We start from the raw sequence: 15,185 nt of genomic DNA, 5'->3' as shown, positions 1-15,185 counted from the left end.
TACGTCCACTCACCCCGCAGCTCACAACGGCCGTGCCCTTCCGGCCATCCCGACGGTGGACGTACGACGTGACCGGCCGGCAGAAACGCCCGGCCGGCGCGGCGCTATGCCTGGGCCTTCTGCTCGGCGATCCGCGCGAGCAGCTGACGGTGCACCGGCTCCGGCAGCAGGTGCGAGACGTCGCCGCCGTACGCGGCGACCTCCTTGACCAGGCTGGAGGAGAGGAAGCTGTATGTCGGCGAGGTCGGTACGAAGAGCGTCTCCACGCCGGTGAGGCCGTGGTTCATCTGGGCCATCTGCAGCTCGTAGTCGAAGTCGCTGACCGCACGCAGGCCCTTGATGATCGCCGGGATCCCGCGCTCCCGGCAGTAGTCCACCAGCAGCCCCTGGTGCGACTCGACCACGACGTTCCCGCACTGGGCGGTGGTCTCCTCGATCAGTGCGATGCGCTCGTCGACGCTGAACATGCCCTTCTTGTTCGGGTTGATCGCCACCACGACGTGGACGACGTCGTAGAGCTTCGACGCACGCTCGATGATGTCGAGGTGGCCGTTGGTGATCGGGTCGAACGATCCCGGGCAGACGGCGCGGCGCATGGCGTGGACTCCCTTGTGGGGTGCAGTGCTACGAGTCTTGATCAACCTCGGCAGCGGCGCGACCGTACCAGAGGGTGCCCTCGCCGTACCGGCGTGAGCGCAGCACTTCGAAGCCCTCGGGCCAGCCGAACTCTCCGCCCCTGGTGCTGCGTTCCACGGTGACGAGTGCGCCGTCCGCGATCCAGCCTCCGGCGAGGAGTGTGATCAGCATCTCCCGTACCGCGTCGTCGGTGACCGCGTACGGCGGGTCGAGGAAGACCAGGTCGTACGGGGTCGCGGGAGCCGGGCCGGCGAGCACCCGCTCGGCGCGGTCGGCGCGGAGCTCGGCGCCCGGGAGGGCGACGGTACGGATGTTGGCGCGGATGGTGCGGGCCGCGCTCGCGTCCGACTCGACCAGCAGGGCGTGCTCGGCACCGCGGGACAGCGCCTCCAGGCCGACCGCGCCCGAACCGCCGAACAGGTCCAGCATCCGGGCGCCGTGGATCGTCCCGCGCAGGGACTCCAGGGTGGAGAACATCGCCTCCCGCGCCTTGTCCGAGGTCGGGCGGGTGTTGCGGCCGGGCGGCACGGCCAGGCGCCGGCCGCCGGCCGCGCCGGCGATCACGCGGGTCATGAGCTGCAGAGTCCTTTCGTGGGTCAGCCACCACGCTATACGGGCCGCTCGCCCGGGCGCCCACTCGCCGGGCGGCCCGGCGGCGCCCCACGGCGCCGCCGGGCCGTGGTTACTCGGCCGCCGGGGCCGCCCCGAGCAGGGCCGGGGAGGCATAGCGGGACCAGGACAGGCAGCCGTCGGGCGGGCAGTGGTCGGGGCGCCGCGGGTCGTGACCGAGCTCACGCAGCTTGGTGCGGACGGAGTCGGGCGTACGGCCGAAGCGGGCGGCGATCCGGGCGATGGTCTCGCTCTCGTGGAAGCGGCGGACCAGTTCCTCCTCGTGCTGCGGCACCCACGGGGCGCCGTGGCCGGGGTACAGCTCGCGCAGCACGTCACGGTCGGGGATGGGCTCGGAGACCTCGGCGACGATCGCCAGCGCCCGCAGCGCGCGGTTCAGCGCGATCCGGAGGTTGGCGACGTCCTCGACGGGGAGGCGGAGCTTGCCGGAGGCGAGCGGGCTGGCGGCGGCACCCTCGCGCCAGCCGGTCAGGGTCAGGGTGACTTCGCGGTCGTCCTCACTGGCGAGCTCGATCCGGAAGATCTTGTCGCCGAGCGGGAGCTCGTTGAGATGACGGAATGCCATGGCAGGACCCCCAAATGTCGTGCCAGGTACGCGCCTTGAGGTGCGCCCTGAACACCTTCATTCTCTCGTGGGGCACTGACAATCGAGGGGGCCCGGCCGGGCCGGTCCCCCGGGTGCGGAGGCCGCCGCGGGCGGGCCGTCAGCCCTTCTCCAGGAACTCGGCGCGCTCCTCGTCCAGCAGGCTCTCCAGGGCCGTGCGCAGCTCGGGGTGGCCGGCCAGGACCGGGTCCTCTGCGACCAGGGCGGCGGCCTCCGCGCGGGCGGTGGCGATGATCTCCTCGTCGTCCAGCACGGAGAGCACCTTCAGCGAGGACTTCACCCCGGACTGGGCCTGCCCGAGCACATCGCCCTCGCGGCGCTGCTCCAGGTCGATCCGGGAGAGCTCGAAGCCGTCCAGGGTGGCGGCCACCGCGTCCAGTCGGGCCCGGGCCGCGCTGCCCGCGGGCATGTCGCTGACCAGCAGGCAGAGGCCGGGGGCGCTGCCGCGGCCCACCCGGCCGCGCAGCTGGTGGAGCTGGGAGACGCCGAAGCGGTCGGCGTCCATGATGACCATGACCGTGGAGTTGGGCACGTTGACGCCGACCTCGATCACGGTGGTGGCGACCAGGACGTCCACCTCGCCCGCCGCGAAGCGCTTCATCACGTCGTCCTTGGCCTCCGGCGCCAGCCGCCCGTGCAGGATCTCCACCCGCAGCCCGACCAGCGGACCCTTGGTGAGCGTCTCGGCGGTCTCCACCACGGAGAGCGGCGGCCTGCGGTCGTCGCTACCGGCGCCCAGGTCCTCCGGGTCGTCCGGCAGGGACTTGGCCCGCTTCTTCGCACCGGCTCGAGCCGGGTCAGAGCGCCCGGAGGCGAGCGGGCGGGTAGCAGCCTCGTCCGGCTCGTCACCGATCCGCGGGCAGACCACGTACGCCTGGTGGCCCTTGGCCACCTCCTCGCGGACCCGCTCCCAGGCCCGGGCGAGGAAGTTGGGCTTCTCGACCGCCGGCACCACATGGCTGGAGATCGGCGAGCGCCCGGCCGGGAGCTGGTCGAGGACGGAGGTCTCCAGGTCGCCGAAGACCGTCATGGCGACGGTGCGCGGGATCGGGGTGGCCGTCATGACCAGCAGGTGCGGGGGCTGCTCGCCCTTGTTGCGCAGCGCGTCCCGCTGCTCGACGCCGAAGCGGTGCTGCTCGTCCACCACGACCAGGCCGAGGTCCTGGAACTGGACCTTGTCCTCGATCAGGGCGTGGGTGCCGATGGTCACCCCGGCGTCGCCGCAGGCCATGTCGAGCATCGCCTGCCGCCGGGCCGGCGCGCCCATCGAACCGGTGAGCAGCACGACCTTCGTCCCGAGTTCGGAGCCGCCGAGCATGCCGCCCTCGGCCAGATCGCCCATCATCTCCACGATCGAGCGGTGGTGCTGCTGGGCGAGCACCTCGGTCGGCGCCAGCAGCACCGCCTGGCCGCCCGCGTCGACCACGGTGAGCATGGCCCGCAGTGCGACCAGCGTCTTGCCGGAGCCGACCTCACCCTGGAGCAGGCGGTGCATCGGGTGGGCGGAGGCGAGGTCGGCGGCGATCTCGGCGGAGACCTTCTGCTGGCCGTCGGTGAGGGTGAACGGCAGCCGGGCGTCGAAGGCGGCCAGCAGACCACCGGGACGGGCCTGTCGGGGGACGGCCGGAAGTGCCGCGTCGGCGGCCCGGCGCTGGGCCAGGGCGACCTGGAGGACGAACGCCTCGTCCCAGCGCAGGCGGCTCTGGGCGCGCTCGCGCTCGGCGTGGTTGCGCGGGCGGTGGATGAGTTCGAGCGCCTCGGGCAGCGGGATCAGCCGGTGCTTCTCCCGGAGTTCGGCGGGCAGCGGCTCGCCGACGTCGCCGAGGTGCTTGGCGAGGGCGGTCTCGATGCAGATGGACAGCTTCCAGCTGGGCATCTGGGCGCTGGCCGGGTAGACCGGGATCAGCCGGCCGGCGAACTGCCGGGCGGCCGACGGATCTGCCTCCTCGTCCAACAACTGGTAGTCGGGCGAGGCTAGTTGGCGGGTGCGATTGAACAGGCCGACCTTGCCGGCGAACAGGCCCTGGGCGCCCGGTCGCAGCTCCTTCTGCCGCCAGCCCTGGTTGAAGAAGACCAGTGAGAGCCGGCTGCGGCCGTCGGTGACGATCACCTCCAGGCGGTCACCCTTGCGCGCCTTGAAGGGGATCAGCGTCACCTTCTCGATCCGGGCGAGCACCGTGACGTGCTCGTCCACCTCCAGCTCGTCCAGGCTGGTGAGCTGGCCGCGCTCGACGTAGCGGCGCGGGTAGTGGTGCAGCAGGTCGCCGACCGTGCGCAGCTTGAGGCTGTCGGCCAGCACCTTCGCGGTGCGGTCGCCGACCAGCTTGGTCAGTGGTTCATCGAGAGCGCCCATCGCACCCTGTGTACACCACGGCTGCGACAGACCGGGTCACTCCACCCCGATCAGCAACGGCGCGGCCTCCTGCCCGCCCTCGAAGACCACGGTGTCGACCTCGGGCCGCTGCTTGCGCGCGAGTGCCACCAACTCCTCGGCCAGTCCCGCCGGTACGCCCTCGCCGAGCACCAGGGTGACCAGTTCGCCGCCGGCCGCGAGCATCCGGGAGAGCACCACGGCACCGGTCTCGGCGAGGCCGGTGCCGATCACCGCGACGTCGCCGTCGATCAGGCCGAGGACGTCCCCGGCCTGGCAGACCCCGGCCATGGTCCAGGACTCGCCCTCGGCGATCGCGAGTTCGGCGTAGCGGGTGGCTCCTGCGGCGGAGGTCATGGCGACCACGTCCTCGTCGAAGCGTCGGGCGCTCTCGTGCACGGCGAGCGCGGCCAGCCCCTGGACCGGCGAGCGGGTGGGCAGGACGGCGATCCGCACGCCCTCCTCGCGGAGCTGGTCGGCGGCGGCTCCGGCGGCGGCTCGCAGTTCGGGGTCGTTGAGCAGCAGCACGACCTCGCGGGCCGCGCATCGGCGGACGGCCTCGGCGAGTTCGGCGCTGGCGGGCGGCCGGTCCGGGTCGGCCAGCAGGACGGCGGATCCGACCTGCTCGCAGAGTTCGGCCAGGCCGGTGCCGGAGACCACGCTGAGCACGGCGCGGCCCTCGGGCGCGGTCCTGGCCCGCTTCCCCGCGCGGGCGGCGGCCTCGGCGAAGTGCGTGATCCGGATCCGGTACGGCCGTCCGGCCTCGAGGGCGGCCTCGACGGCGGCCCCGGCGTCGTCCACGTGCACGTGGACGCTCCACAGGCCGTCGCCGCCGCCGACCACCAGGGAGTCGCCCAGGGCGCCGAGCCTGGCGCGGAGCGCCGGGAGGGCGTCGTCGGGGGCGTCCAGCAGGTAGATCACCTCGAAGGCGGGGTGGCCGGGACCGGCCGGGCGCTCGTGTCCCTCGCAGCTCTCCGCGAGTCCGGTGGCGCCGAGGCCCTGCCGGAGGGCGACCGGTCCCATCGGGGTCTGTCCGGCGACGGCGTCGGCGAGGGCGCCGAGGACGGCGACCAGGCCGCGGCCGCCGGCGTCCACCACTCCGGCCTCGGCCAGTACGTCCAGTTGCTCGGGGGTGTGCATCAGTGCGGTCCGGGCGGCCCGGTAGGCGGTGTCGGCGGTCTCCGCCAGGCCGCCGGCGGTCAGCGCGGCGGCCCTGGCGGCCTCGGCGGCGACCGTGAGCAGGGTTCCCTCGACCGGCTCGGCGACGGCCTGGTAGGCGGCCTCGGCGGCCCGCTGGAGGGCCTGGCGCAGCAGCGCGGGGTCACCGCCCCGGGCGAGCACCTCGGCCATGCCGCGCAGCAGCTGGGCGAGGATCACACCGGAGTTGCCCCGGGCGCCGACCAGCGCGCCCCTGGCCATCGCCGCGGCGGCGGCGGCCAGGTCCGGCTCGCCGGCGTGCTCGGCGAAGCAGCGCTCGACGGCGGCGGCCGCGGCCTCGACGGTCAGGTACAGGTTGGTACCGGTGTCGCCGTCGGGGACGGGGTAGACGTTGAGCGCGTCGATCTCCTCGCGGGCCTGGCCGAGGGCGGTCAGGGCGAGCCGGCTCCAGGTGCGGACGGTCGGGGCGTCGAGCGTGTCCAGCACCAGCTCTCCTCCGGGTGAACGCCACGGGAACGCGAATGAACGCGGTGGCGAGGGGCGATACCCGCAGGTTATCGGTGGCCGTCGGCGGGCCGCGCGCAGGGCGAGCACCGCCGGGGTCCCGCCCCGAGCCGAGGGGGTGCCCCCGGCCGGAGGCTGGGGGCGGCCCGCTGCTCGCGGCGAAGCCGCTGACGTACGGCGTGAAAGCGAGGAGCGAGGGCCCCTCGCCCCCGGCGCAGGCCGGCGCCCGGCCGTCGGCAGGCAAGGGGGCGAGCGAAGAGCGTCGGCACCGGGCACGAGGGCCCGGAGGCGAGCGGGCGAATCGCGCACCGGCGCGGGCGGTGGGAACGATCACCGCCCGGGGCGTGGTAGTTTCGTTGAACCGGACGCGGCGTTGTATGCTCTTCCGGTTGCCTGGAACAATCCGGGCTCACCCCTTGAACCGATCCGGTCCACGTGAGTGGTCCGGGAGGCTCAGCCGGGGTTTTCGAACGTAAATGATCTGAAGTCTTGGAGTGACTCCTGTGGCTGCCAACTGCGACGTCTGCGGCAAGGGGCCGGGCTTCGGCAACAGCATCTCCCACTCGCACCGCCGTACCTCCCGTCGTTGGAACCCCAACATCCAGACGGTGCGCGCTGTGATTGGGCGGACGCCGAAGCGGCTCAACGTCTGCACCTCGTGCATCAAGGCCGGTAAGGTCTCGCGCTGACGCGCAGACCGGTAAGCCGGTCCTCCGGACAGCCGATCCACCCTCGGGTGGGTCGGCTATCTGCTTTGTCCCGACGCCCGGGACCCGTCCGGCGCCTCGCCCGCGCGGCGCCGGGACGGACGTCCTGTCTAGACCGTACGGCCCGGGGTTCCCACCCCGGGCCGTACGCGTCTCCGGGTCAGCGCCAGCGCCAGCCGTGGTCGACCGGGCCGATGCCGGCGCCGAGCGGGAAACCCTGCCGGATCGCGCCGGTGACGTACGCCTTGGCCGCGCCGACCGCCTCGGGCATCGCCAGGCCCTTGGCGAGCTCGGCGGCGACGGCACTGGCCAGGGTGCAGCCGGTGCCGTGGGTGTGCCGGTTGTCATAGCGCTCGGCGCGGTACCAGTGCTCCTCGCCTGGGCCGCCGTAGAGCAGGTCCACGGCCTCGCCCGCCAGGTGTCCGCCCTTGACCAGGACCCAGCGGGGGCCGAGGTCGTGCAGCGCCCTGGCCGCGTCCAGCATGCCCTCCTCCCGCTCCACCGTGATGCCGGTGAGCTGCGCCACCTCGTGCAGGTTGGGCGTGGCGAGGGTGGCGACCGGCAGCAGCCGCTCCCGTACGGTGGCGACGGCCTCGGCGGCGAGCAGCGCGTCGCCGTGCTTCGAGACGCCGACCGGGTCCACCACCACCGGCGCCGGCACACCGGCGAGCAGCTCGGACACGGTCTCGACCAGTTCGACGGAGGCCAGCATGCCGGTCTTCACGGCCTGCACGCCGATGTCGTCCACCACACTGCGGAACTGGGCGCGGACGGCTTCGGCGGGCAGCTCCCAGTAGCCCTGCACGCCGACCGAGTTCTGCGCGGTGACGGCGGTGATCACGCTCATGCCGTGCACCCCGAGCGCGAGCATGGTCTTGAGGTCGGCCTGGATGCCGGCACCGCCACCGGAGTCGGAGCCGGCGACGGTGAGGACGCGCGGGGGTGCCGCGACGGGAGGTGCTGACTGGCTGCTCATGCCGCCAACCTACCGGGCCCCGGGCGGCGTCCGGCCGTCCGTCCCGGCCCGCGGGTCAGAGCACCGCCTCCGACTCCAGCCAGCGGTCCTCGGGCACGGTCTTCAGCTTGACCACGGCGTCCGCGATCGGCACCAGCCTGATCTCGGTGCCGCGCAGCGCGGTGAAGTGTCCGAAGGCACCCCGGTGGACGGCCTCCACGGCGTGCCAGCCGAAGCGGGAGGCGAGCACCCGGTCCCGGGCGGTGGGGGTGCCGCCGCGCTGGGTGTGGCCGAGGATGACCGGGCGGGCCTCCTTGCCGAGCAGGTCCTCCAGCTCGTGCGCGAGCCGGTTGCCGATCCCGCCGAAGGTCTGGTGGCCGTACTGGTCGACCTCGCCGTGGTCGAAGCGGAACGTGCCCGGCGCCGGCTTGGCGCCTTCGGCGACCGCGATGATGGCGAACTTCTTGTGCCGGTCGAAGCGCTCCTCGACCATCCGGGCCACCGCCTCGATGTCGAACGGCTTCTCGGGGATGAGAATGCCGTGCGCGCCACCCGCCATCCCGGCGGTCAGGGTGATCCAACCGGTGTGGCGTCCCATCAACTCGACCACCATCACCCGCTGGTGGGACTCGGCGGTGGTCTTCAGCCGGTCGATCGCCTCGGTCGCGACGTGAACGGCCGTGTCGAAGCCGAAGGTCACGTCAGTCGCCTCGATGTCGTTGTCGATGGTCTTCGGGACGCCGACCACGGGCAGTCCGGCCTCGGAGAACATCCTGGCGGCGGTCAGCGTGCCCTCGCCGCCGATCGCGATCAGGGCGTCGATGCCGAGGTTCCGGGCCAGCGTACGGGCGTTCTCCACGGCCCAGTTGATCCGGTCGCGCCGCACCCGGGCCGAGCCCAGGATGGTGCCGCCGAGGGTGAGCAGACCCGTGACGTCGTCGTGCGAGACCGGGCGGGCACGGCCCTCGATCAGCCCGAGGAAGCCGTCCTCGATGCCGATGATCTCGTCACCGTGGACATCGGTACCCCGGTGCACCACCGAGCGGATCACCGCGTTGAGGCCGGGGCAGTCGCCTCCGCTGGTCAGGACGCCGATTCGCATGGTGGGTGCGCTCTCCCGCTCCAGGGGCGGCACCGCCCCGGGCCGATGGATCCGTACGGGCCGGACAGACCGGACAAACCCGGCCAGGACCGACAGCGCAAGCCTACGCGCCGAACCCCTCCCGAACCGTATCCCCGCGCCAGTACCACCCCCTGGGGGAAACTCCGGCGGCGGGGCGACCTCCCGGGGTGTGCAAGCCGTACGCTGCCCCCGCCGTGAACCCGCCCGGCTTCACGCGCAGTTGCCGCACCCATCGCGCGGTGCCGGCGCGGGTGGGCCCAACACCTCAACCCAGGCGCGCAGTTGGTCTCCTCCCGACGTCGCCCGCGGTTGCCCCCGGGCCCGCACGGGCGCTCCCGCCGGTACGAACGCCCGTCCCGCGCCGCGCGGTTGCCCGCTACTGGGCCGCGAAGTGGTCCCAGCCGCCGACGCGGTCCCAGGGAGCGCCGTCCACGGTGACCTGGCCGCCGCGGGCGGCGCTGGCGATCCGGACCACACTGCCCACCACCCGCCAGCGTGCGGGCAGCTGGACGGTGGCCGGGAAGGTGGCCGCGATCGCGTGGTCCTCGCCGCCGGAGAGCACCCAGACCAGCGGGTCCACCCCGACCGCCTGGCCGATGTCGGCCATCTGCGCGGGGATGTCGAAGTCGGCCGCGCGCAGGTCGATGTCGACGCCGCTGGCCTTGGCGACGTGGCCGAGGTCGGCCACCAGGCCGTCGCTGACGTCGACCATCGAGGTCGCGCCGAGGTCCGCACCGGCCGGGCCCGCGTGGTACGGCGGTTCGGGCCGCCGGTGCGCCTCCACGAAGGCGCGCGGGGAGCGGAACCCGCGCTGCAGCACGGTCAGTCCGGCCGCCGACCAACCGAGCCAACCGGTCACCGCGACCACGTCGCCGACCTGCGCGCCCGAGCGCTTCACCGGGGCCCGGCCCTGCAGGTCGCCGAGCGCGGTGATCGCCAGGGTGATGGTGTCGCCGCCGACCACGTCGCCGCCGACCACGGCCGCCCCGGCCACCTGGCACTCGTCGCGTAGCCCGTCCATCAGCTCGGTGGCCCAGGTGATGGGCAGGTCGGCGGGGGTCACCAGGCCCAGCAGCAGCGCGGTCGGGACGGCGCCCATCGCGGCGACGTCCGCCAGGTTCTGGGCGGCGGACTTGCGGCCCACGTCATAGGCGGTGGACCAGTCCCGGCGGAAGTGCCGTCCCTCGATCAACACGTCGCTGGTGGCCACCACCCGGCCGTCCGGCGCCTTGACCACGGCGGCGTCGTCCCCGGGGCCGAGTTCGACGGCCGGAGTCAGCGGCAGCCGGGCGGTCAGCTCCCGGATGAGTCCGAACTCGCCCAGCTCGCCCACGGTCCCCTGCATCTGCCGTCCTCTCCACTGATGCCTGAAGCAACTGATGACTGAAGCACCTCAGGGATCCGGATCCGCTCCGGGCTCCCGCCCGGCCGCGCCCCGTGCCCGTCCGTCCCCGCCCGCGCTCGTTCCGCACTCCCCCGCGCGCAGCGTACGCCCTCGGACCCTGCCGAAGTCTCCCCTCCCGACCCCCCTGCGCGGTAGCGTGGTGATCCAGACTGCCGGTCAGCCCACCCCCGCCTGGAGGTCTCCCGTGGTACAGGCATACATCCTGATCCAGACCGAGGTGGGCAAGGCCACCGCGGTGGCCCAGGCCATCTCCGAGATCACCGGAGTAGTGCAGGCCGAGGACGTCACCGGCCCCTACGACGTCATCGTCCGCGCCGAGGCCCAGACGGTGGACGATCTAGGGCGCCTCGTGGTGGCCAGGATCCAGCAGGTCGAGGGGATCACCCGTACGCTGACCTGCCCGGTGGTCCATCTGTAGGCCCGGTTACCATCGGCGGATGCCCCGATTCCCCGGTCCGAGCGCCCGCCTGATGTCGCTGCCCGCCCCGCTGCGCTGGGCTGCACCGCCGGTCGCGCTGCTGGGCGGGATCGCACTGCTGCTCGTCGACTGGAGCACCCCTCCGAACGTCACCCCGCCCACGCCGGCACCGGCCGTGGCGAAGATCTGCGCCGCGCTGGACAAGGCGCTGCCCGACACCGTGCTGGGGCACGAGCGGCAGGACCCGAAGCCCGACTCCCCGTACACGGCCGCCTGGAACAGCTCGCCGCACACCGTGCTGAAGTGCGGCATCGACCGTCCCGGCTACCTCGACGACGACCCCACGGCCTCTGCGCCCGAGGTGAACGACGTGCAGTTCGGCATGGCGCCGGACGGCCACGGCGGCTACCGCTTCGTCACCACGCTGCGCAAGGCGTACGTCGAGATCACCGTGCCGCAGGGCGCTTACCCGAACTACATCGACCCGCTCAGCTCGCTCACCGACGCGATCAAGTCCACGGTCCCGGACGGCCTGTAACCCTCCGGGACCGGGCGAGCGGGCTCCGGACCCGACGGCTCAGCGCAGGCCGGTGGAGCGGCGCAGCGCCGCCTGGAGCAGCCGGTCGATCAGCTCCGCGTAGCCCACGCCGCTGGCCTCCCACATCTTCGGGTAGGCCGAGATGGGGGTGAAACCGGGCATGGTGTTGATCTCGTTGACCACCCAGCGGCCGTCGGTGAGCAGGAAGAAGTCCACCCGGGCCAGCCCCTCGCAGCCGAGCGCCTCGAAGGCGGCGACGGCCTGGCGGCGGATCTCGGCGGTCTCGTCCTCGGTCAGCTTCGCCGGGATCTGCACCTCGGAGGAGTCGATGTACTTGGCGTCGAAGTCGTAGAACTCGTAGTCGCCGCCGACCAGGATCTCGGCCGGGACGCTGGCCCGCGGGCCGTCCTCGAACTCCAGCACGGCGCACTCGATCTCGCGGCCCTCGAGCCCGGCCTCGACGATCACCTTGGGGTCGTGCCGGCGGGCCTCCTCGATCGCGGCGTCCAGGTCGGCGAGGTCCTTGACCTTGCTGATGCCCACGCTGGAACCGGCCCGGCAGGGCTTCACGAAGAGCGGCAGACCGAGCTCGGCGATCCGCTCGCGCGCCGCCGCGCGGCCCGCCTCGGACTCCCACTCGCGCGACTTGACCACCGTGTAGGCGCCGACGCCGATGCCGTGCGACTGGAGGATCCGCTTGGTGAACTCCTTGTCCATGCCCACCGCGCTGGCCAGCACGCCGGAGCCGACGTACGGGACGCCGGAGAGCTCCAGCATGCCCTGGAGGGTGCCGTCCTCGCCCCAGGGGCCGTGCAGCAGCGGCAGGACCACGTCGACCTCGCCGAGGGCCTTGGGCGCCTCGGTGGAGGTCGCCAGGACCACCTCCCGGTTGTCCGGGCTGACCGGCAGAGTGACCTGGCCCTCGCCGGACTCGGCGATCTGGGACACGGCCGGCAGCTTGCCGTCGGTGATCGCCATCCGGGCCGGCTCGTCGCTGACCAGGGCCCAGCGGCCCTCGTGCGTGATGCCGATCGGCAGCACCTCGTACTTGGTGCGGTCGATGGCCTTGAGCACGCTGCCGGCCGTGGAGACCGAGATGGCGTGTTCGGAGCTGCGACCGCCGAAGACGATCGCGACGCGCGGCTTGGCGCCCGAAGCGCCCGGGTTCGGGGAGTGCTGTTCGATGCTCATATCGCGCTTGAGACTACCGTGCGAGCGGTTTCGGGAAAGTCACGCCGACTACTCGAATCGGGCATTGTCCGTTTTCAGCACACTTCAGCCGCTTTCGCGAACCGGGCCGCCCCGCTACCCGCCGTCCGGCCTTCTCCCCGCCGTCCGGCCTTCTCCCCGCCGTCCGGCCGCTACCGTCGCTCCGGCTTCGCGGAGCGGGCCATCAGTCCGGCGAGCACCTCCTGGGTGGGCCGACCGTGGTGCACCACGTCCACCACGGCCTCGACGATCGGCATCTCGACGTGGTTGCGCCGGGCCAGATCGAGCACCGACTCGCAGGACTTGACGCCCTCGGCGGTCTGCTTGGTGGCGGCGATGGTCTCCTCGACCGTCATGCCGCGGCCGAGGTTGGTGCCGAAGGTGTGGTTGCGGGAGAGCGGCGAGGAACAGGTGGCGACCAGGTCGCCCATCCCGGCCAGCCCCGAGAAGGTGAGCGGGTCGGCGCCGAGGGCGAGGCCGAGGCGGGTGGTCTCGGCCAGTCCACGGGTCATCAGGGTGGCCTTGCTGTTGTCACCCAGGCCCATCCCGTCGGCCATGCCGACCGCCAGCGCGATCACGTTCTTGACCGCGCCGCCGAGTTCGCAGCCGACCACGTCGGTGTTGGTGTAGGCGCGGAAGTACGGGGTGTGGCAGGCGGCTTGGAGGCGCTTGGCGACCCCCTCGTCGGTGCAGGCGACCACACAGGCGGCCGGCTGCCGGTTGGCGATCTCCTTCGCCAGGTTGGGTCCGCTGACCACCGCGACCCGCTCCGGGCCGACCCCGGCGACCTCCTGGACGACCTCGCTCATCCGCTTGGCGGTGCCGAGCTCGATTCCCTTCATCAGGCTCACCAGAACCGTCTGCGGACCGATCAACGGCGCCCAGGCGGCCAGGTTCTGACGGAGCGTCTGGGACGGAATCGCAAGCACGGCGAAGTCCGCGCCGGTCAGCGCCTCGGCGGGGTCAGTGGTGGCGTGGACACTGTCCGGCAGCCGCACCCCGGGCAGGTAGTCGGGGTTCTCGTGGGTCCGCTCGATGGTGTCCACCAGCTCCCGGCGACGGCCCCAGAGGGTCACCTCGCAGCCGGCGTCGGCCAGGATCATCGCGAACGGGGTACCCCAGGAGCCGGTTCCGAAGACGGCGCAGCGGGTCACTTGGAACTCTCCTCGGGGGTGGTGCCTTCGTCCTGCCCGCCACTCGCCCGCTCGCGCTTGGCGGCGGCGGCCGCGGCACGCTCCTGGGCGGCCTTGCGCATGTCGTAGCGCTCGGCCGGCGGCTGTTCGCCGCGGATGTCGGCGAGCACGGCGGTGATCGCCGCCATGATGTCGTCGGTGGCCTCACGGAGCACCTTGGCGGTGAGTTCCTGGCCCTGGTACTTGCTCAGGTCCACCGGCGGGCCGGCCGCGACGGTCACCTTGTGCCGGGGGAAGAGGTGGTACTTGCCCTTTCCGCCCCGGCCGTACGGCGGGATGATCTCGTGCGCGCCCCAGTGCGCCACCGGGATCACCGGCGCGCCGGTCATCAGCGCGACCCGGGCCGCCCCGCTCTTGCCGGTCATCGGCCACAGGTCGGGGTCACGGGTGAGGGTGCCCTCGGGGTAGAACTGCACGCACTGGCCCGTGTTGACGGCGTCGATCGCGGCGCGGAACGCCTCGGCGGCGTCGGTGGACTCGCGGAACACCGGGATCTGGCCGGTCTTGCGCAGCATGAACCCGATGAACGGCACCGAGAAGAGCGAAGACTTGCCCAGTATCCGGGGCGGGCGGCCGCTGTTGTACTGCCAGTGCGCGTACACCACCGGGTCGATGATCGAGTTGTGGTTCACCACCGCGATGAACCCGCCCTTCTCGGGCAGGTGTTCCCAGCCGCGCCACTCGGGCTTCACCAGTGCCGTCGTCACCGGCTTCACGAGCACGGCCGCGAAGCGGTACCAGAACCCGTAGTCGGCGTTGCCGAATCTGGCGTACGAGCGGCGGGCCACCCCAGCTCCTCCTCGATCAAGTGCGGCACTCCGAGGTGCCGCAGTCCGTTCCCGGTGCCCGGGCCCCCGGGCGCGGATCAGTCTCGCCCGTCGCCTCACCGGCTGTCGAGGAGCCTTCCCCCGCGGCCCGCGGCAAGTGACCAATCGCACGTCAACCTACGCGGTACCCGCCTGGCCAGGGCTTCGGCACCGACGCCACAATGACGCCGATGACCCAGGACACGGTACGCCCCGTCGAGGCGGTTCCGCCTGCTGCCCGCCCCAGCTGGTCGCTGGTGCTGCCGGTGAAGCCGCTCGCGATGGCCAAGAGCCGGCTCGGCGCCTTCGCCGGCGAACGGCGCGCGGCGCTCGCGCTGGCCTTCGCGCTGGACACCGTGACGGCCGCGCTGGCCTGCCAGGACGTGGCCAGGGTCCTGGTGGTCACCCGGGACCCGTTGGCCGGGCCCGAGTTGGCGCGACTCGGCGCGCTGGTCCTGGACGACGAACCCGGCGGCGGCCTCAACCCGGCCCTCGCGCACGGCGCGGCGTACGCCCGCCGGCTCGCGCCGCACTCCCCCGTCGCCGCGCTCTCCGCCGACCTCCCGGCGCTGCGGCCCGCCGAACTCGCCCGGGTGCTGGCCGCCGTACCGGCCACCGGGCGGGCGTTCCTGGCGGACGCGCCCGGCATCGGCACCACACTGCTCGCCTGCGCGGCGGGCTCCGCCCTGCGACCGGAGTTCGGCGGGGCGAGCCGGGAGCGCCACGCGGCCGGCGGCGCGCACGAGATCACCCTGCCCGACGTCCCCTCGGTCCGCCGCGACGTGGACACCGGCGACGACCTCGCCGCCGCCCGCAGCCTGGGCCTCGGCCCCCGCAGCACCACCGCCTCCGCCGCGCTGTTCACCCCGAGCGGGCGGTGCCGCTGACCGGCCCCTCCCGGGCGCGCGGTGTGCGCGGTATTCACGGA

The 15,185-nt window shown here is 73.0% G+C and carries 15 protein-coding genes; 4 read left to right on the top strand and 11 right to left on the bottom strand.

Features of this window, described 5'->3' with window-relative positions:
- Positions 1–104 precede the first annotated feature (104 nt).
- The 5 genes from coaD to ACZ5ON_RS27445 all read right to left on the bottom strand — a co-directional run bounded on the left by coaD (position 105) and on the right by ACZ5ON_RS27445 (position 5,885).
- A complete protein-coding gene (gene coaD, locus ACZ5ON_RS27465) occupies positions 105–596 on the bottom strand; it encodes a pantetheine-phosphate adenylyltransferase (protein ID WP_465598169.1) in 492 nt (163 codons plus the stop codon).
- Between the two features lie 28 nt (positions 597–624).
- Positions 625–1,209: a 16S rRNA (guanine(966)-N(2))-methyltransferase RsmD gene (gene rsmD / locus ACZ5ON_RS27460; RefSeq protein WP_465598166.1), complete on the bottom strand. Its 585-nt coding sequence runs from the start codon at positions 1,207–1,209 to the stop codon at positions 625–627.
- Between the two features lie 109 nt (positions 1,210–1,318).
- Positions 1,319–1,831 (bottom strand): hypothetical protein, encoded by a 513-nt coding sequence (locus ACZ5ON_RS27455; protein WP_465598163.1) that lies wholly within the window; start codon positions 1,829–1,831, stop codon positions 1,319–1,321.
- A gap of 139 nt (positions 1,832–1,970) precedes the next feature.
- Positions 1,971–4,223 (bottom strand): ATP-dependent DNA helicase RecG, encoded by a 2,253-nt coding sequence (gene recG / locus ACZ5ON_RS27450; protein ID WP_465598160.1) that lies wholly within the window; start codon positions 4,221–4,223, stop codon positions 1,971–1,973.
- A gap of 36 nt (positions 4,224–4,259) precedes the next feature.
- Positions 4,260–5,885 carry a DAK2 domain-containing protein gene (locus ACZ5ON_RS27445; protein WP_465598156.1) on the bottom strand — a complete coding sequence of 542 codons (1,626 nt, stop codon included), beginning with the start codon at positions 5,883–5,885 and terminating at the stop codon, positions 4,260–4,262.
- 521 nt (positions 5,886–6,406) lie between these two features.
- On the opposite strand from ACZ5ON_RS27445, the gene rpmB reads away from it, so the two are divergent.
- Positions 6,407–6,592: a 50S ribosomal protein L28 gene (rpmB, locus tag ACZ5ON_RS27440; protein WP_344639849.1), complete on the top strand. Its 186-nt coding sequence runs from the start codon at positions 6,407–6,409 to the stop codon at positions 6,590–6,592.
- Positions 6,593–6,770: 178 nt separating this feature from the next.
- Here the strand turns inward: rpmB and thiD are convergent, their stop codons facing one another.
- From thiD to ACZ5ON_RS27425, 3 genes are all read right to left on the bottom strand, one after another.
- Complete coding sequence (gene thiD, locus ACZ5ON_RS27435; RefSeq protein WP_465598152.1) at positions 6,771–7,586, bottom strand: bifunctional hydroxymethylpyrimidine kinase/phosphomethylpyrimidine kinase; 816 nt, start codon at positions 7,584–7,586, stop codon at positions 6,771–6,773.
- A gap of 55 nt (positions 7,587–7,641) precedes the next feature.
- Positions 7,642–8,667: a 6-phosphofructokinase gene (locus ACZ5ON_RS27430; protein ID WP_465598149.1), complete on the bottom strand. Its 1,026-nt coding sequence runs from the start codon at positions 8,665–8,667 to the stop codon at positions 7,642–7,644.
- A gap of 397 nt (positions 8,668–9,064) precedes the next feature.
- Entirely contained in the window at positions 9,065–10,033 is a 969-nt protein-coding gene (locus tag ACZ5ON_RS27425; protein WP_465598146.1) for a thiamine-phosphate kinase, read from the bottom strand.
- A 244-nt stretch (positions 10,034–10,277) separates the two neighbouring features.
- On the opposite strand from ACZ5ON_RS27425, the gene ACZ5ON_RS27420 reads away from it, so the two are divergent.
- Together ACZ5ON_RS27420 and ACZ5ON_RS27415 are read left to right on the top strand one after the other, a co-directional pair.
- Positions 10,278–10,511 carry an Lrp/AsnC family transcriptional regulator gene (locus tag ACZ5ON_RS27420; protein WP_344639853.1) on the top strand — a complete coding sequence of 78 codons (234 nt, stop codon included), beginning with the start codon at positions 10,278–10,280 and terminating at the stop codon, positions 10,509–10,511.
- Between the two features lie 19 nt (positions 10,512–10,530).
- Positions 10,531–11,049 (top strand): DUF3515 domain-containing protein, encoded by a 519-nt coding sequence (locus tag ACZ5ON_RS27415; RefSeq protein ID WP_465598143.1) that lies wholly within the window; start codon positions 10,531–10,533, stop codon positions 11,047–11,049.
- A 39-nt stretch (positions 11,050–11,088) separates the two neighbouring features.
- On the opposite strand, the gene ACZ5ON_RS27410 is transcribed toward ACZ5ON_RS27415, so the two are convergent.
- From ACZ5ON_RS27410 to ACZ5ON_RS27400, 3 genes are all read right to left on the bottom strand, one after another.
- Entirely contained in the window at positions 11,089–12,240 is a 1,152-nt protein-coding gene (locus ACZ5ON_RS27410; protein WP_465598140.1) for a D-alanine--D-alanine ligase family protein, read from the bottom strand.
- A 170-nt stretch (positions 12,241–12,410) separates the two neighbouring features.
- Positions 12,411–13,412, bottom strand: coding sequence for an NAD(P)H-dependent glycerol-3-phosphate dehydrogenase (locus tag ACZ5ON_RS27405; RefSeq protein ID WP_465598137.1), 1,002 nt, complete (start codon positions 13,410–13,412; stop codon positions 12,411–12,413).
- The gene (locus tag ACZ5ON_RS27400; RefSeq protein WP_465598134.1) at positions 13,409–14,239 is read right to left on the bottom strand and encodes a lysophospholipid acyltransferase family protein; all 831 of its coding nucleotides are present in this window, start codon (positions 14,237–14,239) and stop codon (positions 13,409–13,411) included. Before ACZ5ON_RS27400 ends, ACZ5ON_RS27405 begins: the two co-directional genes overlap by 4 nt.
- A gap of 209 nt (positions 14,240–14,448) precedes the next feature.
- On the opposite strand from ACZ5ON_RS27400, the gene cofC reads away from it, so the two are divergent.
- Positions 14,449–15,144, top strand: coding sequence for a 2-phospho-L-lactate guanylyltransferase (gene cofC / locus ACZ5ON_RS27395; protein ID WP_465598131.1), 696 nt, complete (start codon positions 14,449–14,451; stop codon positions 15,142–15,144).
- Positions 15,145–15,185 lie beyond the last annotated feature (41 nt).

Source organism: Kitasatospora sp. NPDC032150, from assembly GCF_055579945.1.
The sequence above is the reverse complement of the archived record's forward strand: the minus strand, read 5'-3'. Positions and strand labels throughout refer to the sequence as shown.